Annotated in this window: 16 protein-coding genes and 2 riboswitches; of the genes, 13 read left to right on the forward strand and 3 right to left on the reverse strand. The window is 71.2% G+C overall.

Translation table 11 applies throughout. The annotated features are described in order from the left end of the window. Window positions 1-22 precede the first annotated feature (22 nt). Window positions 23-114: riboswitch (glycine riboswitch) on the forward strand. 12 nt (window positions 115-126) lie between these two features. Continuing rightward, window positions 127-248, forward strand: a riboswitch (glycine riboswitch). 54 nt (window positions 249-302) lie between these two features. The 9 genes from gcvT to AC2EAQ_RS03315 all read left to right on the forward strand — a co-directional run bounded on the left by gcvT (window position 303) and on the right by AC2EAQ_RS03315 (window position 11,218). Beyond that, window positions 303-1,427 (forward strand): glycine cleavage system aminomethyltransferase GcvT, encoded by a 1,125-nt coding sequence (gene gcvT, locus AC2EAQ_RS03275; RefSeq protein WP_484640310.1) that lies wholly within the window; start codon window positions 303-305, stop codon window positions 1,425-1,427. A 59-nt stretch (window positions 1,428-1,486) separates the two neighbouring features. Further along, on the forward strand, window positions 1,487-1,861 hold the full coding sequence (gene gcvH / locus AC2EAQ_RS03280) for a glycine cleavage system protein GcvH (protein WP_484640312.1): 375 nt from the start codon (window positions 1,487-1,489) through the stop codon (window positions 1,859-1,861). 71 nt (window positions 1,862-1,932) lie between these two features. After that, complete coding sequence (gcvP, locus tag AC2EAQ_RS03285; RefSeq protein ID WP_484640313.1) at window positions 1,933-4,830, forward strand: aminomethyl-transferring glycine dehydrogenase; 2,898 nt, start codon at window positions 1,933-1,935, stop codon at window positions 4,828-4,830. Between the two features lie 50 nt (window positions 4,831-4,880). Continuing rightward, window positions 4,881-5,555 (forward strand): response regulator transcription factor, encoded by a 675-nt coding sequence (locus AC2EAQ_RS03290; RefSeq protein WP_484640315.1) that lies wholly within the window; start codon window positions 4,881-4,883, stop codon window positions 5,553-5,555. 10 nt (window positions 5,556-5,565) lie between these two features. Beyond that, window positions 5,566-7,053 (forward strand): sensor histidine kinase, encoded by a 1,488-nt coding sequence (locus AC2EAQ_RS03295; protein WP_484640318.1) that lies wholly within the window; start codon window positions 5,566-5,568, stop codon window positions 7,051-7,053. A 170-nt stretch (window positions 7,054-7,223) separates the two neighbouring features. Then, a complete protein-coding gene (locus AC2EAQ_RS03300; RefSeq protein ID WP_484641144.1) occupies window positions 7,224-8,423 on the forward strand; it encodes an ABC transporter substrate-binding protein in 1,200 nt (399 codons plus the stop codon). A gap of 19 nt (window positions 8,424-8,442) precedes the next feature. After that, entirely contained in the window at window positions 8,443-9,306 is an 864-nt protein-coding gene (locus tag AC2EAQ_RS03305; protein ID WP_484640319.1) for a carbohydrate ABC transporter permease, read from the forward strand. Beyond that, window positions 9,303-10,157: a carbohydrate ABC transporter permease gene (locus AC2EAQ_RS03310; protein WP_484640322.1), complete on the forward strand. Its 855-nt coding sequence runs from the start codon at window positions 9,303-9,305 to the stop codon at window positions 10,155-10,157. Before AC2EAQ_RS03305 ends, AC2EAQ_RS03310 begins: the two co-directional genes overlap by 4 nt. Continuing rightward, window positions 10,154-11,218 carry an ABC transporter ATP-binding protein gene (locus AC2EAQ_RS03315; RefSeq protein ID WP_484640323.1) on the forward strand — a complete coding sequence of 355 codons (1,065 nt, stop codon included), beginning with the start codon at window positions 10,154-10,156 and terminating at the stop codon, window positions 11,216-11,218. Before AC2EAQ_RS03310 ends, AC2EAQ_RS03315 begins: the two co-directional genes overlap by 4 nt. A gap of 4 nt (window positions 11,219-11,222) precedes the next feature. On the opposite strand, the gene AC2EAQ_RS03320 is transcribed toward AC2EAQ_RS03315, so the two are convergent. Continuing rightward, window positions 11,223-12,284: an aminoglycoside phosphotransferase family protein gene (locus AC2EAQ_RS03320; RefSeq protein ID WP_484640324.1), complete on the reverse strand. Its 1,062-nt coding sequence runs from the start codon at window positions 12,282-12,284 to the stop codon at window positions 11,223-11,225. Window positions 12,285-12,341: 57 nt separating this feature from the next. On the opposite strand from AC2EAQ_RS03320, the gene AC2EAQ_RS03325 reads away from it, so the two are divergent. The 4 genes from AC2EAQ_RS03325 to AC2EAQ_RS03340 all read left to right on the forward strand — a co-directional run bounded on the left by AC2EAQ_RS03325 (window position 12,342) and on the right by AC2EAQ_RS03340 (window position 18,433). Further along, window positions 12,342-14,678 carry an LPS-assembly protein LptD gene (locus AC2EAQ_RS03325; RefSeq protein WP_484640325.1) on the forward strand — a complete coding sequence of 779 codons (2,337 nt, stop codon included), beginning with the start codon at window positions 12,342-12,344 and terminating at the stop codon, window positions 14,676-14,678. Further along, the gene (locus AC2EAQ_RS03330; protein ID WP_484640326.1) at window positions 14,675-15,994 is read left to right on the forward strand and encodes a peptidylprolyl isomerase; all 1,320 of its coding nucleotides are present in this window, start codon (window positions 14,675-14,677) and stop codon (window positions 15,992-15,994) included. The genes AC2EAQ_RS03325 and AC2EAQ_RS03330 overlap by 4 nt, the downstream gene beginning before the upstream one ends. A 16-nt stretch (window positions 15,995-16,010) precedes the next feature. Continuing rightward, a complete protein-coding gene (gene rsmA, locus AC2EAQ_RS03335; RefSeq protein ID WP_484640328.1) occupies window positions 16,011-16,793 on the forward strand; it encodes a 16S rRNA (adenine(1518)-N(6)/adenine(1519)-N(6))-dimethyltransferase RsmA in 783 nt (260 codons plus the stop codon). 92 nt (window positions 16,794-16,885) lie between these two features. Continuing rightward, window positions 16,886-18,433 carry a methyl-accepting chemotaxis protein gene (locus AC2EAQ_RS03340; RefSeq protein WP_484640329.1) on the forward strand — a complete coding sequence of 516 codons (1,548 nt, stop codon included), beginning with the start codon at window positions 16,886-16,888 and terminating at the stop codon, window positions 18,431-18,433. A gap of 27 nt (window positions 18,434-18,460) precedes the next feature. On the opposite strand, the gene AC2EAQ_RS03345 is transcribed toward AC2EAQ_RS03340, so the two are convergent. Then, window positions 18,461-19,441 (reverse strand): alpha-E domain-containing protein, encoded by a 981-nt coding sequence (locus AC2EAQ_RS03345; protein WP_484640331.1) that lies wholly within the window; start codon window positions 19,439-19,441, stop codon window positions 18,461-18,463. A 1-nt stretch (window position 19,442) separates the two neighbouring features. Beyond that, window positions 19,443-20,882, reverse strand: a complete 1,440-nt coding sequence (locus AC2EAQ_RS03350) for a circularly permuted type 2 ATP-grasp protein (RefSeq protein ID WP_484640332.1) — start codon at window positions 20,880-20,882, stop codon at window positions 19,443-19,445. Window positions 20,883-20,908 lie beyond the last annotated feature (26 nt).

Consider the following 20,908-nt stretch of genomic DNA (forward strand, 5'->3'; position numbering starts at 1 on the left):
GAGGGCGCTGCCCGCTGCTACACTGACCGCGCCAGGAGAGAGCCCGCTTGCGCGGGCCGCCGACGGCGCAGGGGGCAACCCCGAACGCTCAGGCAAAAGGACTGGCAAGCGCCGGCTTCAAGCCGGCGTCACCTCACTGGAGAGAGGCCGCCCTGCAGCATCGGGCGGCCCACCGAAGGGGCAAGCGCTTGCGGGCTTTCAGGGCCCCGGGCGCCAATCTCTCAGGTAAAGCGGACAGCGGGGGTCTGGAGCGTGCACCGGCGAAGGCCGGGCACCGTGTCTCAGCCCTCGGAGCCCTTGCCATGACCGCCTCGACCCCTTCCCTGCTTCGCACGCCGCTGCACGACCTGCACGTCGAGCTCGGTGCCCGCATGGTGCCGTTCGCCGGCTACGAGATGCCGGTCAGCTACCCCGGCGGCATCGTCGCCGAGCACCGCCACTGCCGCGAGCAGGCGGCGCTGTTCGACGTGTCGCATATGGGCCAGCTGCGCCTGGTGGGGGCCGACGCCGCCGCCGCGCTCGAGACCCTGGTGCCGGTGGACGTGGTCGACCTGGCCGTGGGCCGGCAGCGCTACGCCCTCTTCACCAATGCCAGTGGCGGGATCCTCGACGACCTGATGATCGCGCGCCGCGAGGACGATCTGTTCGTGGTGGTCAACGCGTCCCGCAAGGACGCCGACACGCGACACCTGCTCACCCACATCGGTCACCGCTGCCAGGTGGTACCGATGCCCGAGCGCGCGCTGCTGGCGCTACAGGGGCAGCATGCGGTGGACGCGCTGCAACGCCTGGCCCCGGGCGTGGAGAAGCTGGTGTTCATGACCGGTGGCCGCTTCACGCTCGCCGGAGCCGACTGCTTCGTCACGCGCTCGGGCTACACCGGCGAGGACGGCTTCGAGATCTCGGTGCCTGCGGACGCCGCCGTGCGCCTGGCGCGAGAACTGCTGGCGCAGCCGGAGGTCAAGCCGGCCGGCCTGGGCGCGCGCGACACGCTGCGCCTCGAAGCCGGGCTGTGCCTGTACGGCCACGACATCGACGAGACCACCACGCCGGTCGAGGCCGTCCTCACCTGGGCGATCCAGAAGGTGCGCCGCCCGGGCGGCGCGCGTGCCGGCGGCTATCCCGGCGCAGACCGCATCGCCGGTCAGCTCGCCCACGGCGCGGAGATCAAGCGCGTGGGCCTGACCGGCCTGGAGCGCGTGCCGGTGCGCGAAGGCGCCGTGCTCACCGACGCCCAGGGCCACAAGCTCGGCCGCGTCACCAGCGGCACGCTGGCCCCGACCGTGGCGCAGCCCATCGCGATGGCCTACCTGGCCGCCAACCATGCCATCGCCAACCACGAGGTCTATGCGGACGTGCGCGGCAAGCGCCAGCCGATGCGCGTGACCGCCCTGCCCTTCGTGCCGCCCGGCTACCACCGCGGCTGAAACGGCTTCAGCCCCTGCCTCCCTCAACCCGACCGTCACCGACCCAGGAGATCCGACCCATGACGACCATGTTCACCCCCGACCACGAGTGGATCAACATCGAGGATCACGAGGCCGCCGTGGTCGGCATCACGCTGCATGCGCAGGACGCGCTGGGCGACGTGGTGTTCGTCGACCTGCCCCAGGTGGGCAAGACCTACAAGAAGGGCGAGGTCGCCGGCGTGGTCGAGTCGGTCAAGGCCGCCGCCGACCTGTACATGCCCGTCGAGGGCGAGGTGGTCGAGGTCAACGAGGCGCTGCGCGCCGATCCGTCTCTGGCCAACAGCGACCCGATGGGCGAAGGCTGGTTCTTCAAGGTCCACGTCACGCACATGGAGCAGTTCGACGAGCTGATGGACCCGCCGTCCTACGACAAGCTGCTCAAGTCGCTCTGACCGGCTCGCTCCGACCGAGCTCCCCCCGACCCCGGCCCCGCGCCGATCCCCACGCTGCCGCGCCCCGACCCATGCTCAAGCCCGCCACCCAGCCGCTGCCCGCGCTCGAACTCGCCGCCGAGTTCCGCGCCCGCCACATCGGTCCGGACGACCGCGACGAACCGCACATGCTGTCGGTCATCGGCGCCGCGTCGCGCCGCGCCCTGATCGACGCGGTGATGCCGCGCTCGATCGCCCGCACCCGGGCGATGGCGCTGCCCGCCCCCGTCACCGAGGCCCGGGCGCTGGACGAGCTGCGCGCGATCGCCTCGCGCAACAAGGTGCTGCGCAGCTACATCGGCCAGGGCTACCACGACACGCACACGCCCGGCGTCATCCTGCGCAACATCCTCGAGAACCCCGCCTGGTACACGGCCTACACGCCCTACCAGGCCGAGATCTCGCAGGGCCGCCTCGAGGCGCTGGTGAACTTCCAGACCATGGTGTGCGACCTCACGGGCATGGCGATCGCCAATGCGTCGATGCTCGACGAGGCCACGGCCGCGGCGGAAGCCATGACGCTGGCGCGGCGCAGCGTGCGCAACCCGAGCAACGTGTTCATCGTGGCCGGCGACTGCCACCCGCAGACGATCGAGGTCGTGCGCACGCGCGCCGAGCCGCTGGGCATCGACGTGCGCGTGGGCGTCGCGCCGCAGCTGATGGACGAGCTGGACTACTTCGGCGTGCTGGCGCAGTACCCGTCCACGTCCGGCCTGATCCACGACCTGAAGCCGTACGTCGACAAGGCCCATGCGAAGTCGGCGGCCTTCATCGTCGCCGCCGACCTGCTGGCGCTGACGCTGCTGGTGCCGCCGGGCGAGTTCGGCGCCGACATCGTGGTGGGCAACTCGCAGCGCTTCGGCGTGCCCATGGGCGGCGGCGGCCCGCATGCCGCCTTCCTGGCCTGCCGCGACGAGTTCAAGCGCTCGATGCCGGGCCGTCTGGTCGGCGTCAGCGTCGACGCGCACGGCGACCCGGCCTACCGCCTGGCGCTGCAGACGCGCGAGCAGCACATCCGGCGCGAGAAGGCCACCTCCAACATCTGCACCGCGCAGGTGCTGCTGGCGGTGATCGCCAGCATGTACGCCGTCTACCACGGCCCGCAGGGCCTGACGCGCATCGCGCAGCGCGTGGCCAGCTACACCGCGATGCTGGCCGACGGCCTGCAGTCGCTCGGGCTGCAGGTCGTCACGCCGCACGCCTTCGACACCATCACCGTGGCCACCGGCGCGCGCACCGACGAGGTCATCGGCCGCGCGCTGGCCGCCGGCGCCAACCTGCGGCGCCTGTCGCCGCAGCACGTGTCGGTGGCGCTGGACGAGACCACCACGCGCGCCGACGTCGAGGCCCTGTGGTCCTGGTTCGCCCCGCAAGGCGCCCCGCTGCCGAAGGCCGCCGCCTACGAGGCCGGCATCGAGCCGCTGATCCCGCTGGCGCTGCGCCGCACCAGCGCCTTCCTGACGCATCCGGTGTTCAATGCGCACCACAGCGAGACCGAGATGCTGCGCTACCTGCGGCGGCTGGCCGACAAGGACCTCGCCCTCGACCGCACGATGATCCCGCTCGGCTCGTGCACGATGAAGCTCAACGCCACGTCCGAGATGATCCCGGTGACCTGGCCCGAGTTCGCGCGCATCCACCCGTTCGCGCCGGCGGACCAGCGCCAGGGCTTCGCCCTGCTCGACGAGCAGCTGCGTGCGTGGCTGTGCCAGGCCACCGGCTACGCCGGCATCAGCCTGCAGCCCAATGCCGGCTCGCAGGGCGAGTACGCCGGCCTGCTGGCGATCCGGGGCTGGCAGGCCGCCCGCGGCCAGGGCCAGCGCACCGTGTGCCTGATCCCCGAGTCGGCGCACGGCACCAACCCGGCGTCGGCGCAGATGGTGGGCATGAGCGTCGTGGTGGTGAAGTGCGACGCGCTGGGCAACGTGGACATGGCCGACCTGCGCGCCAAGTGCGAGGCCCATTCGGACGCGCTGGCCGCGATCATGATCACCTACCCCTCCACCTACGGCGTGTTCGACCCGCAGGTGCGCGAGCTGTGCGCGCTGGTGCATTTGCATGGCGGCCGGGTCTATGTCGACGGCGCCAACATGAACGCGCTGGTCGGCCTGGCCGCGCCCGGCGAGTTCGGCGGCGACGTGAGCCACCTCAACCTGCACAAGACCTTCTGCATCCCGCACGGCGGCGGCGGTCCCGGCGTGGGCCCGGTGTGCGTGGTCGACGACCTCGTGCCCTACCTGCCCGGCCACGCCACCGGCAGCGGGCAGGCCAGCCCGGTGGGCGCGGTGTCGGCCGCGCCGCTGGGCAATGCCGGCGTGCTGCCGATCTCGTGGATGTACGTGCGCATGATGGGCACCGAAGGGCTGACCGCCGCCACCGAGGCGGCGATCCTGTCGGCCAACTACGTGGCCGCCCGCCTGGCCGACCACTACGAGATCCGCTTCAGCAGCGAGGTGCCCGGCCTCAAGGGCGGCGGCGTGGCGCACGAGTGCATCCTCGACCTGCGCCCGCTGAAGGACAGCTCCGGCGTCACCGCCGAGGACGTGGCCAAGCGCCTGATCGACTACGGCTTCCACGCGCCCACGCTGTCGTTCCCGGTGCCCGGCACGCTGATGGTCGAGCCCACCGAAAGCGAGCCGCGTGCCGAGCTGGACCGCTTCTGCGACGCGATGATCGCCATCCGCGAGGAGATCCGTGCCGTCGAGCAGGGCCGCTGGCCGCAGGACGACAACCCGCTGAAGAACGCGCCGCACACCGCCGCGTCGCTGCTGGTGACCGAGTGGTCGCATCCGTACAGCCGCGAGGAGGCCGCGTACCCGGTGCCGGCGCTGCGCGGGCAGAAGTACTGGAGCCCGGTCGGCCGCGTCGACAACGTGCACGGCGACCGCAACCTGTTCTGCAGCTGCATCCCGGTGTCCGACTACGCCTGATCCGCAGGCAGGCGTGTTAAGACGCCGTTAAGGCGTTAAGCTGCGGAGCCATGAACGCCCCGTCGCTGCTGCTGGCCGAGGACGACGCCGTGTTGGCCGACGCGCTGTGCACGCAGCTCGCGCTGGCCGGCTTCCGGGTCGAGCACGCGCCCAACGGCGCGGTGGCCGAGTTCCTGCTGCTGCGCCAGCCCTTCGACGCGGCCGTGCTCGACCTCGGCCTGCCGCTGGTCGACGGCCTGTCGGTGCTCAAGCGCGTGCGCGTGGCCAAGCCGGCGCTGCCGGTGCTGATCCTCACCGCGCAGGACGGCCTGGACAGCCGTGTGGCCGGCTTCCAGGCCGGGGCCGACGACTACCTGACCAAGCCCTTCGACTTCCCCGAGCTGGAGCTGCGCCTGCGCGCGCTGCTGCGCCGCAGCCGGCCGTCGGACAGCGCCGGCAGCCAGTTGGGCGGCCTGGTGCTCGACCATGACGCGCGGCGCGCTTCGGTGCACGGCGTGCCGGTGGAGCTGAGCCCGCGCGAGTGGCTGCTGCTGGAGCTGCTGCTGGCGCAGCAGGGCAAGGTGGTGGGCAAGGAGCGCATCGCCCAGGCCTGGAGCGTGGAAGCCGGCGACGCCGGGTCCACCGAGGTGTACATCCACCGGCTGCGGCGCAAGCTCGAGGGCTCGGGCCTGGCGATCCGCACCGTGCGCGGCCTGGGCTACCTGCTCGAGCCCGGCAGCCCCTGAGGGCCCGGCGGTGCCCGCGTCCGCGCTGCAACGCTGGATCGGCCGGCTGCCGGCCGTGGTGCCGGGCGCGCGCTCGCTGCACCGCCAGCTGCTGCTGTGGCTGCTGCTGCCGCAGCTGGTGCTGTGGATCGTCGGCGCCTTCGTCACCTTCCATGTCGCCCAGCGCTACGCCGACCGCGCGGTGGACGCGAGCCTGTCGCAGGCCACGCGAGCGCTGGCGCGCCAGGTCAAGCCGGTGGGCAGCGGCCTGTTCATCGACTTCCCGCGCGCCGCGCAGGACGTGCTCGAGGCCGACCCGCGCGACCCGTTCTACTACATGGTGAGCACGCCGCCGGGCCAGTTCATCCTCGGCTACCGGCAGATGCCGCCGCCACCGGCGCCGGTGGCGCTGCGGCTGGACGAGACCGTGTTCTACGACGCCACGATGGACAGTGCCGACGGCGGCACGCCGCTGCGCGTGCGGGTGGCCGCCCTGCTGCTGGGCTACGGCGACGACGACGCGCCGCGCCAGACGATGCTGGTGCAGGTGGCGCGCAGCTCGGCCAACCGCGAGGAGCTGGCGCGCCGCATCCTGGTCGACACCGTGCTGCCGCTGTCGGCGCTGATCCTGCTGATGACGATGATCGTCTGGGCCGGCATCCGCGCCGGGCTGGCGCCGCTGGCCCGCCTGCGCCTGCTGGTGGAAGGCCGCGCGCCGAACGACCTGGCGCCGATCCGCCTCGACGAGGCGCCACCGGAGGTGCGCGCGCTGGCGCGCGCGATCAACGAACTGCTGGCCGCGGTGCAGCACAGCCTGGTGGCGCAGCGCCGCTTCATCAACGACGCGGCGCACCAGCTGCGCACGCCGCTGGCCGGCCTGAAGAGCCAGACCGAGCTGGCACTGGCCGACGCCACCGACGCCGCGCAGCGCGCCCGGCTGCAGCGCGTGCACGACAGCGCCACGCGTAGTGCGCACCTGGTGTCGCAGTTGCTGGTGCTGGCGCGCGCCGAGCCCGAGTCCGGTTCGGCGCTGGGCCGAGCGCGCTTCGACCTGCGCCGGCTCGCGCGCGAGCTCAGCGCCGAGTGGGTGCCGCGCGCGCTGGCTGCCGGCGTCGACCTCGGCTTCGACGACGGGGCCGACGCCGACCCCTGCTTCGTCGACGGCACCGAGCTGCTGCTGCGCGAGGCGCTGGCCAACCTGGTGGACAACGCGATCCGCTACGCGGGCCGCGGCGCCAGCGTCACGGTGCGGGTGACGGCCGCGCCGGCCGAGCGCGTGCGCGTGGAGGTCGAGGACAACGGTCCCGGCGTGCCGGAGGCCGAGCGCGAGCGCGTCTTCGAGCGCTTCGTGCGCGGCGAGACCCATGCCGCGGCAGGCAGCGGCGACGGTTGCGGCCTCGGGCTGGCCATCGTGCGCGAGGTGGTGCAGCGCCACGGCGGCGCGGTCTGGCTGGAGCCGGTGGTGCCGCGGGGCACGCGGGCCTGCCTGGAGCTGCCGCGGGCGCCGGCGCAGGGTTAACACCGAGTTCTCAATTCTTTAACGAAAGTTTAAAGTTTCGCGGTCGCAGCGGTTCAGGTTTCTTGACGCCGCCTGAAGCGACCGTCACGAACACGCACAGGAGACCGTCGATGAACCCGATCCGTCCGAGCATCAAGCCTCTCGTCCTGGCCCTGGCCCTCGGGGGCCTGATGGGCGCCGCCCAGGCTGGCGAAGTGGAAGTCCTGCACTGGTGGACCAGCGGTGGCGAGGCCAAGGCCGCCGCCGCGCTGAAGGCCAGCATGCAGGCCAAGGGCCACACCTGGAAGGACTTCGCCGTCGCCGGTGGCGGCGGCGACGCCGCGATGACCGTGCTGAAGAGCCGCGTCGTCGCGGGCAACGCGCCGGCCGCGGCCCAGATCAAGGGCCCCTCGCTGCAGGAGTGGGCCAAGGAAGGCGTGCTGGCCAACCTCGACGCCACCGCCAAGGCCGAGAAGTGGGACGAACTCCTGCCCAAGGTGGTCGCCGACGTGATGAAGCACAAGGGCAGCTACATCGCCGTGCCGGTGAATGTGCACCGCGTGAACTGGCTGTGGGCCAACCCGGCGGCGTTCCAGAAGGCCGGCGCCAAGGTGCCCACCAACTGGGACGAGTTCTTCACCGCCGCCGAGGCGCTGAAGAAGGCCGGCATCACCCCGGTGGCGCACGGCGGCCAGAACTGGCAGGACTTCACCACCTTCGAGGCCGTGGCGCTCGGCGTGGGCGGGGCCGACTTCTACAAGAAGGCGCTGGTGCAGCTCGACCCGGCCAGCGTGTCGAGCCCGACGATGGAGAGGGTGCTCACCACCTTCAAGCGCATCAAGGGCTACACCGACAAGAATGCCCCCGGCCGCGACTGGAACCTGGCCACCGCCATGGTCATCAAGGGCGAGGCCGGCATGCAGATCATGGGCGACTGGGCCAAGGGCGAGTTCCTCGCCGCGGGCAAGGTGCCGGGCAAGGACTTCACCTGCGTGGCCACGCCGGGCAGCGCCAACGCCTACACCTTCAACGTCGACTCGTTCGCGATGTTCAAGCTCAAGAACGACGCCAACACCAAGGCGCAGAACGACCTCGCCGCGGCCATCATGGGCACCGAGTTCCAGGAGGTGTTCAACCTCAACAAGGGCTCGATCCCGGTGCGGCTGAACATGAAGATGGACAAGTTCGACGACTGCGCCAAGACCTCCAGCAAGGACTTCGTGGCCACCGCCAAGTCCGGCGCGCTGGTGCCGTCCATCGCGCACGGCATGGCCGTGCCGTCGGCCACCGAAGGCGCGATCAAGGACGTCGTCAGCCAATTCTGGAACGACGACAAGATGGACGCCAAGGCCGCGATGGCCAAGCTGGCGACCGCGGCCCGGACGAAGTAAGCGCGAGGCCGGGGCAGCCATGCAACGCAACGCCTGGCTGCCCAAGCTGGTGGTCGCGCCGAGCTTCGTGCTCGGCCTGGCCTTCGTCTACGGCCTGATGGCGTGGAACGGATACCTCTCGGTGTCCGCTTCCCGCCTGCTGCCGAACTACGAGTTCGTCGGCCTCGAGCAGTACGTGCGGCTGTGGGAGAGCGAGCGCTTCCGCGTCGCGCTGTCCAACATGGCCGTGTTCGGCGGCCTGTTCATCGGCGGCGCGATGGGCATCGGGCTGCTGCTGGCGGTGCTGCTGGACCAGAAGATCCGCGCCGAGGGCGCGCTGCGCACGATCTACCTCTACCCGATGGCGCTGAGCTTCATCGTCACCGGTACGGCGTGGAAGTGGATCCTCAACCCCGGCCTCGGTCTCGAGAACGTGATGCGGCGCTGGGGCTTCGAGTCCTTCACCTTCGACTGGCTGGTCAACCCGGACCGCGCCATCTACTGCGTGGCCATCGCCGGCATCTGGCAGAGCGCGGGCTTCGTGATGGCCCTGTTCCTGGCCGGCCTGCGCGGCGTGGACGACTCCATCATCAAGGCCGCGCAGGTCGACGGCGCGAGCCTGCCGCGCATCTACTGGCGCATCGTGCTGCCCTGCCTGCGGCCGGTGTTCTTCTCCACGCTGATGATCGTCAGCCATCTGGCCATCAAGAGCTTCGACCTCGTGATGGCGCTGACGGCCGGTGGCCCGGGCTTCTCGACCGACCTGCCGGCCACCTACATGTACGCGATGGCGTTCACCCGCGGCCAGATCGGCCAGGGCGCGGCGGCGGCCACGGTGATGCTGGCCACGATCGCGGCCATCGTCGTGCCCTACCTCTACAGCGAGCTGAGGACGAAGAAGTGAGCCGCTTCGCCTGGCACCGTGCGCTGCTGTGGGCCGTGCTGCTGCTGTTCGCGGCGTGGTTCCTGCTGCCGCTGTACGTGATGGTGGCCACGTCGCTGAAGGACATGGAACAGGTGCGATCGGGCCACCTGCTGTCGCTGCCCACCTCGCCCAGCTTCGACGCCTGGGCCAAGGCCTGGAGCACGGCCTGCACCGGCGTGGACTGCGGCGGCCTGCGGCCCTTCTTCATGAACTCGGTGCTGATGGTGGTGCCGGCGGTGCTGGTGTCCACCGCCATCGGTGCGCTCAACGGCTACGTGCTGTCGAAGTGGCGCTTCCGCGGCAGCGAGACGCTGTTCGCGCTGCTGCTGTTCGGCGTCTTCATGCCGATGCAGGTGGTGCTGCTGCCGATGAGCCAGGTGCTGGGCTGGCTGGGCATCGCCAGCTCGATCTGGGGCCTGATCCTGGTGCACGTGATCGCCGGGCTGCCGTCGACCACCCTGTTCTTCCGCAACTACTACGTTGGCGTGCCCGACGAGCTGGTGCGGGCGGCCACGATCGACGGCGCGGGCTTCTGGCAGATCTTCTGGCGCATCGTGCTGCCGCTGTCCACGCCGATCATGATGGTCACGCTGATCTGGCAGTTCACCAACATCTGGAACGACTTCCTCTACGGCGTGGTGTTCTCCGGCGCCGACAGCAAGCCGGTGACCGTGGGCCTGAACAACCTGGCCAACACCTCCAGCTCGGTCAAGGAATACAACGTCGACATGGCCGCGGCGATGATCGCCGGGCTGCCCACGCTGCTGGTCTACGTGCTGGCAGGCAAGTACTTCGTGCGCGGCCTGACCGCGGGAGCCGTCAAGGGATGAGTGCGCTGAACATCCGGAACGTGCGCAAGGTGTTCGGCAAGACCACCGTGCTCGACGACATCCACCTGCAGGCCACGGCCGGCGAATTCATCATCCTGGTGGGTGCGTCGGGCTGCGGCAAGTCCACGCTGCTGAACATGATCGCCGGCCTGGACGTGCCTACCTCGGGCAGCATCCACATCGGCGACCGCGACGTGACGCACCTGCCCAGCAAGGACCGCGACATCGCGATGGTGTTCCAGAGCTACGCGCTCTACCCCACGATGACGGTGGCCGGCAACATCGCCTTCGGCCTGGAGATGCGCAAGGTGCCCAAGCCCGAGCGCGACAAGGCGATCGCCCGCGTGGCGAAGATGCTGCAGATCGAGCACCTGCTCGACCGCAAGCCGGCGCAGCTGTCCGGCGGCCAGCGCCAGCGCGTGGCCATGGGGCGTGCGCTGGCGCGCGACCCGAAGCTGTTCCTGTTCGACGAGCCGCTGTCCAACCTGGACGCCAAGCTGCGCGTGGAGATGCGCGCCGAGATCAAGCTGCTGCACCAGCGCACCCGCACCAGCACGGTGTACGTCACGCACGACCAGGTCGAGGCCATGACGCTGGGCGACCGCATCGCCGTGATGCGTGCCGGCCGCATCGAGCAGTTCGACACCCCGGAAGCCATCTACGGCCGCCCGGCCACGCGCTTCGTGGCCGAGTTCATCGGCTCGCCGGCGATGAACTTCATCCCGGTCGAGCGCCGCGACGGCGCCCTGTGCAGCGCCTCGGTGGTGCTGGCGATGACGGAGGCGCAGCGCGTGTCGCTCGACGCCTGCCGGGCCGACAAGCTGCTCTACGGCATCCGGCCGGAGGCGCTGTCGCTGTCGGGCCATGGCCTGCCCGGGTCGGTGCGCATGGTCGAGCCCACGGGCCCGGACACCTACATGCTGATCGACACCGAGCTGGGCGTGCTCACGGCCCGGCTGCCGGGCACCCCGACGCACCGCGTCGGCGACCATGTGCTGGTGTCCTGGGCGGCGGCGCAGTCGCACCTGTTCGACGCGGCCACCGAGCGCCGCGTCGGCTGAGGCCTCAGCGCAGCGAGTAGGCCACGGCCGCCTTCATGCCCGACAGCGGCTCGATCAGCGACATCAGCGGCTCGAGCTCGCGGTAGCGCGTGGCCACGCGGGTGGCATAGGCGAAGAAGCGCGGCAGGTCGGTGGCGTACTTCGGCTTGCCGTCGCGGTGCTTCAGCCGGCAGAAGATGCCCAGCACCTTGAGGTGGCGCTGCAGGCCGATCCACTCGATGTCGCGCCAGAAGGCGCCGAAGTCGTCGCCCACCGGCAGCCCGGCGCGGCGCGCCTGCTCCCAGTAGCGCACTGCCCAGTCGATCTCGCGCTCCTCGTCCCAGCTCCAGAACGCGTCGCGCAGCAGCGAGGCCACGTCGTAGGCGATCGGCCCGCAGGCAGCGTCCTGGAAGTCGAGGATGGCCGGGTTGGGGTCGGCCACCATCAGGTTGCGCGGCATCCAGTCGCGGTGCACCGCCACCCGCGGCTGGGCCAGCGCTGCGGCCACCAGCGCGTCGCTCACGCGCTGCCAGGTGCGGCGCTCGCCCTCGCCCCAGGTCACGCCGTGCTCGCGCACGACGCACCAGTCGGGAAACAGCTGCAGCTCGGCGCGCAGCTTGGCCTCGTCGTAGGGCGGCAGCGCGTCGCCCGGCACGTGCAGCTGCCAGCGCACCAGCGCGGCGATGGCGTCGCGCATCAGCCCGTCGGCCTGCCTCGGCGTGGCATCGGCGAACGCGTCGAGAAAGAGCGTGCGCCCGAGGTCGGTGAGCAGCAGGAAGCCCTGGGCCTCGTCCGCGGCCAGGATCTGCGGGCCGTGCAGGCCGGCCTGCTGCATCAGGCCGGCCACGTGCACGAAGGGGCGCACGTCCTCCTGGGGCGGCGGCGCGTCCATCACGATCAGGCTGCCGTGCGCCGCGCTGTCCAGCCGCAGATAGCGGCGAAAGCTCGCGTCGGCCGACGCGGGACGCAGCGTCGCCGGCGACAAACCATGTGCGGCGATCAGGGGCGCTAGCCAGAGTTCGAAGGCGTCGCGGCGCTGCGGATCGGTCCAGGCGACCGGGGCGTTCGGCGGGGTGGAGGCTGTCATGGATAATTTTCATTCTACAAATCGATCTTCGGCGACACGGCCGAGCTCGCTCCGCCCTTGAAGCCGAAACGTCATCCCCTGGCGCTGGCCGCCGCGATGCTCGTGGTGCCGGCGGCCGCCTTCGGGCAGGCTGCGGGCAGCGCCGCGGCAGCGGACGACCGCCATGCCCCGCTCGTGCTGGAAGCGGGCGAGCTGCGCGGCCGCCCCGACATCGACTTCGAGGCCTCGGGCGGCGTGCGGCTGCAGCGCGGCCGCCTGCAGCTGGCCACCGACCAGCTTCGCTACGACCAGGTGGCCGACCGCGTCCATGCGCGCGGGCGCGTGCGCATCGACACCGTGGGGGGCGACTGGTTCTCCGGGCCCGAGCTGTCGCTGACGCTCGGCCGCTTCGAGGGCTGGTTCCTCCAGCCCGAGTACCACTTCGCCCGCACCCAGGCCGGCGGGCGCGCCCAGCGCATCGACTTCCTCGGCTCGGACCGCGCCCAGCTCACCGGGGCCGACTACACCAGCTGCTCGCGCGACGGCGACGGCGTGCCGGCGTGGCTGATGACCACCGACCGCGTGCGGCTCGACTTCGAGGCCAACGAGGGCGTCGCCGAGGGCGCGGTGCTGCGCTTCATGGGCGTGCCGATCCTGGCTGCGCCGGTGCTGAGCTTCCCGCTCAACGACGAGCGCAAGTCGGGCTGGCTGCCACCGTCGATCAACATCGACAACAAGAGCGGCCTGGAACTGGCCGTGCCCTGGTACTGGAACATCGCGCCGCAGCGCGACGCAACGCTGACGCCGATCGTCTACTCGCGGCGCGGCTTCGGCGGCGACACCGAGTTCCGCTACCTCGCGCCGGCCCACCGCGGCGACGTGCAGTGGCACTGGCTGCCGTTCGACCGCGTCACCGGGGACGCGCGACATGGCCTCCAATGGCGCCAGCAGGGCACGCTGGGCGGCACGGGCGACGGCGGACTGCGCTGGCGCCACGAGGGCCAGCGCGCCTCGGACGACGCCTACTGGAAGGATTTTCCGCGCGCCCTGCGCTCGGTGACGCCGCGCCTGCTGCCGCTGGCCGGCGAACTGGAACGAGACCTCGCACTGGGCGCCTTCGCCACCACGCTGTACGGCCGCGTGCAGTCCTGGCAGGTGCTGCAGGACACCGATCCCCAGGCCGGCATCCAGGCGCCCTACCACCGGGCGCCGCAACTGGGCTGGCGCGGCCAGGGCCGGCCGTCGGGCTGGGGCCTGGGCGACGGCTTCGAACTTGGCTTCCAGGCCGAGGTCAACCGCTTCGAGCTGACCTCGTCCACCACCGGACCGGCACGGCCCGAAGGACTGCGCGCCCACCTGCTGGCCAGCGTGAGCCAGAGCTGGCGCACGCCCGGCGCCTGGCTGACCCCCCGGCTCTCGCTGAACCTGGCGCATTACCGCACCGACACGCCGATGAGCGACGGGCGCCGCAGCGCGTCGCGCACGATCCCCAGCTTCAGCCTCGACAGCGGCCTGCTGTTCGAGCGCCCCGCGCGCTTCGGCGCGCGGGCGTTCACGCAGACCCTGGAGCCGCGCATGCTGTACGTGCGCACGCCCTACCGCGCGCAGGACTCGCTGCCGCTGTTCGACACGGCCGCCAAGGACTTCAATCCGATCTCGGTCTTCACGGACAACGCGTTCTCCGGTGTCGACCGCGTCTCCGACGCGCACCAGATCACGGCCGGCGTCACCACCCGGATGATCGACCGCGACACCGGCGCCGAGGCGCTGCGGCTGGGCGTGGCGCAGCGCTACCTGCTGCGCGACCAGCGCATCACGCCCGACGGCGTGCCGCTGACGCAGCGCTTCTCGGACATCCTGCTGGTGGGCAGCGCCCACCTGTCGCCGCGCTGGACCTTCGACGCCGGCGTGCAGTACAGCCCGCAGATCGACCGCACGACGCGCTCGCTGCTCGGCGCGCGCTTCTCGCCCGGCCCCTTCCGCACGCTGTCGGCCACCTACCGCCTGACCCGCGGCTCGAGCGAGCAACTCGACCTGGGCTGGCAGTGGCCGGTCTATCGCGGCGCGCCCAGCGCCTCGGGCAGCGGCGCCTGCCGCGGCACGCTCTACGGCGTGGGCCGGATCAACTACTCGATGAAGGACAGCCGGATCACCGATTCGCTGGCCGGATTCGAGTACGACGCGGGCTGCTGGATCGCCCGCGCGGTGGCCGAGCGCGTGTCCACCGGCCGCACCGAGGCCACCACGCGGCTGCTGCTCCAGCTCGAGCTGGTGGGCCTGTCGCGGCTGGGTTCCAACCCGCTCGCGGTCTTGAAGGACAATATCCCCGGTTACACCCTGCTGCGAGAAGACAGCAGCGACCCGCCCTTGCGAACCTACGTGAGTGACGGCGCAAGCGCCGGACCCGCCCGATGAATCACCTCGTCCGAATCCTTGCCGCCCTGGCTGCCGGCCTGGCCAGCGTCGTCGCCGCGGCCCAGACCAGCCCGCCCACCCCGGCCCCGCTGCGTCCGGGCGACCACATCGTCGCCGTCATCAACCAGGAGCTGGTCACCGCCTTCGAGCTGAGTCAGCGCATGACGCTGGCGCGCGAGGACGCCCGGCGGCGCAACCAGCGGCTGCCGCCAGCCGCCGAGTTCCGCGCCATGATCCTCGAGTCGCTGATCGAGGAACGCGCGATCCTCAGCCACGCCCGTGACAGCGGCGTGCGGGTCGATGACAGCGAGGTCGACCGGGCCGTGGCCGTCATCGCGGCGCAGAACCAGCTCACGCTGGCCCAGTTGCGTACCCGGTTGATCCAGGACGGACAGGATCTCGCGCGCTTTCGCGCCAACCTGCGCGACCAGTTGCTGATCGAGCGCGTGCGCGAGCGCGAGGTGGCGCAGCGCATCCGCATCACCGACGGCGAGATCGACACGTTCATCGAGCAACAGCGCGGCGCCGCTGCCGGCGAGGTGCGCTACAACATCGCGCAGATCCTGATCAAGCTGCCGGACAACCCGAGCGAGGCCACCGTCGCCGAGCGCCGCACGCGGGCGGAACTGGCCGCGGCCCGCATCAAGGCGGGCGAGGACTTCGCCGCCGTCGCCAGGCAGGTGTCGGAGGACGACAACCGCGAGCGCGGCGGCGAGATCGGCCTGCTGCCGGCCGACCGCCTGCCCGACATCTTCCTGGAGACGGTGCGTCCCCTCAAGGACGGCCAGGTCGCGCCCACGCTGCTGCGCACCGGCGCCGGCTTTCACCTGCTCAAGCTTGTCGAGCGCGCCGAAGGCGGCGCGCTGCGCGTGACGCAGACGCGGGCGCGCCACATCCTGCTGCGCCCGTCGGAGCAGCTGCCTGAGGCCGCGGTGAAGCAGCGTCTGGCCGGCTTCAAGACACAGATCGTCGCCGGCACGCGCCGATTCGAGGACCTCGCCCGCGAGCATTCGCTGGACGGCTCGGCACCGCAGGGCGGCGACCTGGGCTGGGCCTCGCCGGGGCAGTTCGTGCCCGAGTTCGAGGCCGGCATGAACCCGCTGCCGATCGGCGGCGTGTCCGACCCGGTGACCACTCGCTTCGGCGTGCATCTGATCCAGGTGCTGGAGCGCCGCGTGGTCGCGCCGGACACCAAGCAGTTGCGCGACCAGGCCCGCGCAGCGCTGCGCGAGCGCAAGTTCGAGGACGCCTACCTCGACTGGCTGCGCGAGGTGCGCGGCCGCGCCTACGTCGAGTTCCGCGAAGCGCCGCAGTGACCCTGCGGGCGGTCGCTTGAGCAGACACCAGCCGAGAAAGCGCTTCGGCCAGCACTTCCTGGTCGACACCGGGGTGCTCGACGCGATCGTCTCCGCGATCGACCCGCGTCCCGGCCAGCCCCTGGTGGAGATCGGCCCCGGCCTGGGTGCGCTGACGCGCCCCCTGCTGGAACGCTGCGAACGGCTGACCGTGGTGGAGCTCGACCGCGACCTCGCGGCCCGGCTGCGCCGCAATCCGGCGCTGGACGTGATCGAGGCCGACGTGCTGACGGTCGACTTCGGGGCCCTGGCCGACGCGCGCGGCGCCCGGCTGCGGGTCGTCGGCAACCTGCCCTACAACATCTCCACGCCGATCCTGTTCCACCTGCTCGCCGCCGCCTCGCGCATCGAGGACCAGCACTTCATGCTGCAGAAGGAAGTGGTGGACCGCATGGCCGCGGCGCCCGGCAACAAGGACTACGGCCGCCTGTCGGTGATGCTGCAGTGGCGCTACCACGTCGAGCCGCTGTTCGAAGTGCCGCCCGAGGCCTTCGACCCGCCGCCGCGGGTCGACTCGGCCGTGGTGCGGATGGTGCCCTGGCCGGCGCAGGCGGACGTGGCGCCCGACCGGCTGGAAGCGCTGGTGGCCAGCGCCTTCTCGCAGCGCCGCAAGCTGCTGCGCCACAGCCTCGGCCGCTGGCTCGAGGCCCAGGGCTACACCGGCAGTTTCGATCTGCAGCGGCGCGCTGAGGAGGTGCCTGTGCAGGAATACCTGGCGCTGGCCCGCGACCTGCCTCCGGAGCGAATTGGCGGCCTCTAGGCGCCCTGTTCCAGCGATCCTGTGCGCCCGGTCGGGCCAAACTGGTGCGGCGACCGTTGATCCGGTCCGGCCTGGCCATGAGGAACCGCGACGTGAACACTCTGCTGCAACTGCTGATGGCACCCGGTGTGCTGCTGATGCGCCGGTGGCGCCTGGGCGCCAAACTCGCGCTGCTGGTCGCGACCGCCCTGGTGCCGACACTGTGGCTCGGCTGGAAGCCCCAGGGCTGGACCGGCGCGGCCGTCGGCGTCGGCCTGTTCGTCTACCTCACCCTGGCGTTCCATCGGGCCAGCACCGGCTCGATGCGTGCCGTGGGCCGCAGCCTGGCGGTGCTGGCGGACGGCAATCTGTCCACTGAAGTCAATGTCCGCGGACGCGACGAGTTCGCGGACATGGGCCGCGAACTCGAACGCATGACCCGGTCGCTGTCGGCCATGGTGGCGGCGGTACGCAACGATGCCAGCCTCGTGGGCACGGCCGGCGAGCGGCTCGCCAGCGCCAACCGCGGCCTGGCCGACCGCACCGTCGAGCAGGCCTCCAGCCTGAAGCAGACCACGGTCACCGTGCGCGACGTGCGCGACACGGTGTCGCGCAACGCCGAGGCGGCACGCGAGGCCGACGCCCTGATGGCCGACCTGCGGCGTGTGGCCGAGTCCGGCGGCGGCGCGATGACGGCGGCCGTGGACACCATGTCCCGCATCGAGTCCGGCGCGGGCAAGGTGGCCGACATCGTGGCCACCATCGACGCGATCGCCTTCCAGACCAACCTGCTGGCGCTGAACGCCGCGGTGGAAGCCGCACGCGCCGGCGACCAGGGCAAGGGCTTCGCCGTGGTGGCCGGCGAGGTGCGCCTGCTCGCCCAGCGCGCGGCGTCGTCGGCGGGCGAGATCCGCTCGCTGATCGCCCAGTCGCGCGAGGAAGCCGGCGAAGGCGCACGCCGCGTGCGTGCGATCGAAAAGGAAATGACGCGCCTGTTGACGGGCGTGCGCGAGGTCGGCGACCGGCTGCGCGGCATCGCCCAGGCCAGCCTGCAGCAGACCAGCAGCCTGACGCAGGTGACCGAGGCCGTGGGCAGCCTGGACCAGATCACGCAGGGCAACACCAGCGCCGTGGAGTCGGCCAATGCCACCGCGCAGAGCCTGCTGCACCGCTCGCGCAGCCTGGCCTCGGCCGTGTCGCACATGAAGCTGCGCCAGGGCACGGCAGACGAGGCGCGCCACCTGGTCGAGGAGGCGGCGGCCCTGGTCAAGCGCACCGGCTGGGCCCAGGCGCTGATCGAGCTGCACGACGAGGGCAACCCCTACTCCGACCGCGACCTGTACGTGTTCGCGTTCGACCGTCAGGGCGTCTACCGCGCCTTCAGCTCCAACACCGGCAAGATCGGCCAGCCGCTGGCCAGCGTGCCGGGACTGGACGCCGCCAAGCTGGTGGCGGATGCCTGGGCGGCGGTGGACCGCGACGGCGACGGCTGGGTCGACTACGACATCGTCAACCCGACCACCGGCGCCGTGACGCCGAAGACGTCCTACGTCAAGGGCCTGAACCGCGACCTGCTGCTGGGCTGCGGCGTCTACCGCAACGTCGGCGCCGCCCCGGCGGCAGCCCCGGCCCCGCGACCGGTGGCCCTGCAGCCGGCCTGAAGCCGGCCCGTCGTCCCGGGCGACCTCCTAGGCCGCCATGGGCACCAGGAAGTCGCGGCTGATGCCCACGCCCAGGTCGCCGACACGATCGAGGAACTGCGTCAGGTAGGCGTGCAGCCCGGTGGCGAGGATCTCGTCGATGCGGCCGTACTGCAGGTCGCTCTGAAGCCGGCCGGCGCGGCGCAAGGTCTCGCCGCTCTGCGCATTGGCCACGTACTGAAGGTTGGTCATCAACGCGTTCATGCAGGCCGCCAGCGAGCGCGGCATGTCCGGCCGCAGGATCAGCAGCTCGGCCACCTTGTCGGGCCGGATCACGTTGCGGTAGACCTTGCGGTAGACCTCGAAGCCGGACACCGAGCGCAGCACGGCGCTCCAGTGATAGAAGTCCACCTCGTGGGTCTCGCGGCCCTGGCCCTGCGCCTGGCCGGCGCCGTGGCCGAAGTAGTCGCCGGCCAGGCTCTGGAACTTCACGTCGAGCAGGCGCGCCGTGTTGTCGGCCCGTTCGAGGAAGGTGCCCAGGCGCAGGAAGTGCAGCGCCTCGTCCTGCAGCATCGTGCCGACGGTGACGCCGCGTGACAGGTGGGAGCGGAACTTCACCCACTCGAACAGTGCGCTCGGGTCGCGGTGGAAGTCGTTGCGCGCGAGCAGCCGGTTGAACTCGAGCCAGGTCTGGTTGGTCGTCTCCCACACCTCGGTGGTGAGCGCGCCGCGCACGGCCCGCGCGTTCTCGCGCGCCGCCGACAGGCAGCACACGATCGACGACAGGTTGTTCGCGTCGCGGACCATGAAGTCCATGACGTTGCGCGCGTCGCAGGCCGGATAGCGCTCGTTGAACAGGCCGGTGAGCTCGGAGATGCCGAGCACGCCGCGCCAGCCCTGCTCCGCTTCCTCGGCCGACTGCGGCAGCAGCGACATCTGGTAGTTGACGTCGAGCATGCGCGCGGTGTTCTCGGCGCGCTCCATGTAGCGCGCCATCCAGAAGAGGTGGTCGGCAGTACGCGACAGCATGTCAGTTCTCCAGAACCCAGGTGTCCTTGGTCCCGCCGCCCTGCGACGAGTTGACCACCAGCGAACCCTCCTTCAGCGCCACGCGCGTCAGGCCGCCGGGCACCGTCTGCACCGAGCGGCCGGACAGCACGTAGGGCCGCAGGTCGATGTGGCGCGGCGCGATGCCCGACTCGACGAAGGTCGGGCAGGTGGACAGCGACAGCGTCGGCTGCGCGATGTAGTTGTCCGGCCGCGCGCGCACCACGGCGCGGAACTCGTCGACCTCGGCCCGCGTCGCGGCCGGGCCCACCAGCATGCCGTAGCCGCCGGCGCCGTGGACCTCCTTGACCACCAGCTCGTGCATGTAGTCCAGCACGTACTTCAGGTCGTCCGGCTCGCGGCACAGGTAGGTCGGCACGTTGGCCAGCAGCGGCTTCTCGCCGAGGTAGAACTCGATCATCTTCGGCACGTACGGATAGATGCTCTTGTCGTCGGCGATCCCGGTGCCGATGGCGTTGGCCAGCGTCACGTTGCCGGCGCGATAGACGTCGAGCAGCCCGGCGCAGCCCAGCGTGCTGTCGGGTCGGAAGGCCCGCGGGTCGAGGAAGTCGTCGTCGACGCGGCGGTAGATCACGTCCACCCGGCGCGGGCCCTGGGTCGTGCGCATGAAGACGAAGCCGTCGCGCTCGAACAGGTCCTTGCCCTCGACCAGTTCCACGCCCATCTGCTGCGCCAGGAAGGCGTGCTCGAAGTAGGCGCTGTTGTACATGCCGGGCGTCAGCACGCAGACCACCGGGTCGTTGGCCGAGGCCGGCGCCACCTGGCGCAGCGTGTCGAGCAGCAGGTCCGGGTAGTGCGCCACCGGCGCGACGCGCTGCTGCGCGAACAGCTCCGGGAACAGGCGCATCGTCATCTTGCGGTTCTCGAGCATGTAGCTCACGCCGCTGGGCACGCGAAGGTTGTCCTCCAGCACGTAGTAGGTGCCGCTGCCGTCGGGATTGCCGGCGCGCACGATGTCGATGCCGGAGATATGCGAGTACACGCCGCCGGGCACGTCCAGACCCGCCATCTCGGGGCGGAACTGGGCGTTGCGCAGCACCTGCTCGGCGGGCACCACGCCGGCCTTGAGGATCTCCTGCCCGTGGTAGACGTCGTGGATGAAGCGGTTGAGCGCGGTGACGCGCTGCACCAGGCCCTGCTTGAGGTCACGCCACTCCTGCGCCGGGATCACGCGGGGGATCAGGTCGAAGGGGATCAGCCGCTCGGTGCCCGCGCCGTCCTCGTCCTTGGCACCGTACACGGCGAAGGTGATGCCCACGCGGCGGAAGATCAGCTCGGCCTCCTCGCGGCGCGAGCGCATCACGTCCACGGGCTGCGCCGCCAGCCAGCGGGCGTAGGCGGCATAGTGCTCGCGCACCACGCCGGGTGCGCTGTACATCTCGTCGAAGATCGGGGCGGGCATCGATGTCGTCTCCTCGCAATTCCTTT

The organism is Aquabacterium sp. T101, assembly GCF_057219775.1.

Bases quoted from the DNA above. Each gene is read 5' to 3' on its own strand.
- gcvT (WP_484640310.1), top strand. From the start codon at position 303: ATGACCGCCTCGACCCCTTCCCTGCTTCGCACGCCGCTGCACGACCTG.
- gcvH (WP_484640312.1), top strand. From the start codon at position 1,487: ATGACGACCATGTTCACCCCCGACCACGAGTGGATCAACATCGAGGAT.
- gcvP (WP_484640313.1), top strand. From the start codon at position 1,933: ATGCTCAAGCCCGCCACCCAGCCGCTGCCCGCGCTCGAACTCGCCGCC.
- AC2EAQ_RS03290 (WP_484640315.1), top strand. From the start codon at position 4,881: ATGAACGCCCCGTCGCTGCTGCTGGCCGAGGACGACGCCGTGTTGGCC.
- AC2EAQ_RS03300 (WP_484641144.1), top strand. From the start codon at position 7,224: ATGGGCGCCGCCCAGGCTGGCGAAGTGGAAGTCCTGCACTGGTGGACC.
- AC2EAQ_RS03305 (WP_484640319.1), top strand. From the start codon at position 8,443: ATGCAACGCAACGCCTGGCTGCCCAAGCTGGTGGTCGCGCCGAGCTTC.
- AC2EAQ_RS03315 (WP_484640323.1), top strand. From the start codon at position 10,154: ATGAGTGCGCTGAACATCCGGAACGTGCGCAAGGTGTTCGGCAAGACC.
- AC2EAQ_RS03320 (WP_484640324.1), bottom strand. From the start codon at position 12,284: ATGACAGCCTCCACCCCGCCGAACGCCCCGGTCGCCTGGACCGATCCG.
- AC2EAQ_RS03330 (WP_484640326.1), top strand. From the start codon at position 14,675: ATGAATCACCTCGTCCGAATCCTTGCCGCCCTGGCTGCCGGCCTGGCC.
- AC2EAQ_RS03345 (WP_484640331.1), bottom strand. From the start codon at position 19,441: ATGCTGTCGCGTACTGCCGACCACCTCTTCTGGATGGCGCGCTACATG.
- AC2EAQ_RS03350 (WP_484640332.1), bottom strand. From the start codon at position 20,882: ATGCCCGCCCCGATCTTCGACGAGATGTACAGCGCACCCGGCGTGGTG.